This window comes from Streptomyces sp. NPDC001604, from assembly GCF_042893475.1.
In the GTDB taxonomy this organism is placed as follows: domain Bacteria; phylum Actinomycetota; class Actinomycetes; order Streptomycetales; family Streptomycetaceae; genus Streptomyces.
In genome coordinates this window covers 1-1,359 of sequence record NZ_JBIAUY010000053.1, presented here as the reverse complement: position 1 = coordinate 1,359, position 1,359 = coordinate 1, and the positions used below count along the sequence as shown (strand labels likewise).

2 protein-coding genes are annotated in these 1,359 nt (G+C 65.1%); both read right to left on the bottom strand.

The annotated features are described in order from the left end of the window. Window positions 1-851, bottom strand: an 851-nt coding sequence (locus tag ACFY1E_RS47925) for an alpha-amylase family glycosyl hydrolase (protein WP_389088938.1), incomplete at its 3' end; no start/stop codon positions are given. Window positions 852-876: 25 nt separating this feature from the next. Beyond that, on the bottom strand, window positions 877-1,359 hold a 483-nt coding region (locus ACFY1E_RS47920; RefSeq protein ID WP_389088935.1), incomplete at its 5' end, for an alpha-glucosidase C-terminal domain-containing protein.

Sequence of the window (1,359 nt, the reverse complement as noted above, 5' to 3'; positions counted from 1 at the left end):
ATGTGGCATTCGTCGCCGCCGCTCTGGAAATCGCCGAAGTAGTCGACGACGTCCTCCGGCCACTGGTTGGCCTCGGCCAGCAGGACCGTGTCCGGATACATTGCGTCGATCTCGCGGCGGACACGCCTCAGGAACGCGTGGGTGGCGGGCAGGTTCTCGCAGTTGGTGCCCTCGGCCGCGTACAGATAGGGCACGGCGTCGAGGCGGAAGCCGTCGATGCCCAGGTCCAGCCAGAAGCGGAGGGCGGCCAGGATCTCCTCCTGCACCGCCGGGTTCTCGTAGTTGAGGTCCGGCTGGTGGGAGAAGAAGCGGTGGAAGAAGTACTGCCCGCGGACGGGATCGAAGGTCCAGTTGGAGACCTCGGTGTCGACGAAGATGATCCGCGCGTCGGCATACTGCTTGTCGTCGTCGGCCCACATGTAGTAGTCGCCGTAGGGGCCGTCGGGGTCCTTTCTCGACTCCTGGAACCACGGGTGCTGGTCGCTGGTGTGGTTCATGACGAAGTCGATGATCACGCGCATGCCGCGCTGGTGGGCGGCGTCGACGAACTCGACGAAGTCGGCGAGGTCACCGAATTCGGGCAGGACCGAGGTGTAGTCGGAGACGTCGTAGCCGCCGTCGCGGAGCGGTGACTTGAAGAAGGGCGGCAGCCACAGGCAGTCGACGCCCAGCCACTGCAGATAGTCGAGCTTGGCGGTGATGCCCTTGAGGTCGCCGATGCCGTCGCCGTTGCTGTCCTGGAAGGAGCGGACGAGGACCTCGTAGAAGACGGCACGCTTGAACCACTCCGGGTCCCGGTCCTTGGCGGGAGTGTCCTCGAAGGTGTCCGGGACGGGCTGGTTGACGGTCATGTCGCTCTGAATCTCCGATCGGTGGCTACGCGGACGACTGCTGGACGTGGAGCACGTGTGCCGGGGCCCGCCCGGGATCCAGGCGCACATAGTTGGTTCTGCCCCAGTGATAGGTCTCACCCGTCAGTTCGTCGTGCGCGGACGCGAATGCGTGCCACTCCAGACCGAGTTGCGGCATGTCCAACGAGACCGTGGCCTCCTGGGTGTGGTGCGGGTCGAGGTTGGCGACGACGAGGACCGTGTCCCGGCCCGTGGTCTTGCTGTACGCGATGACCATGTCGTTGTCGGTGTGGTGGAAGCGTAGGTTCCTCAGGCGCTGAAGAGCGGGATGACGCCGCCGGATCGTGTTGAGGCGGGTGATGAGGGGGGTGATGGTGCGGCCTTCGCGTTCGGCCCTTTCCCAGTCGCGGGGACGTAGCTGGTATTTCTCCGAGTCGAGGTATTCCTCGCTGCCCTCGCGCAGGGGGGTGTTCTCGCACAGTTCGTAGCCGGAGTAGATGCCCCAGGT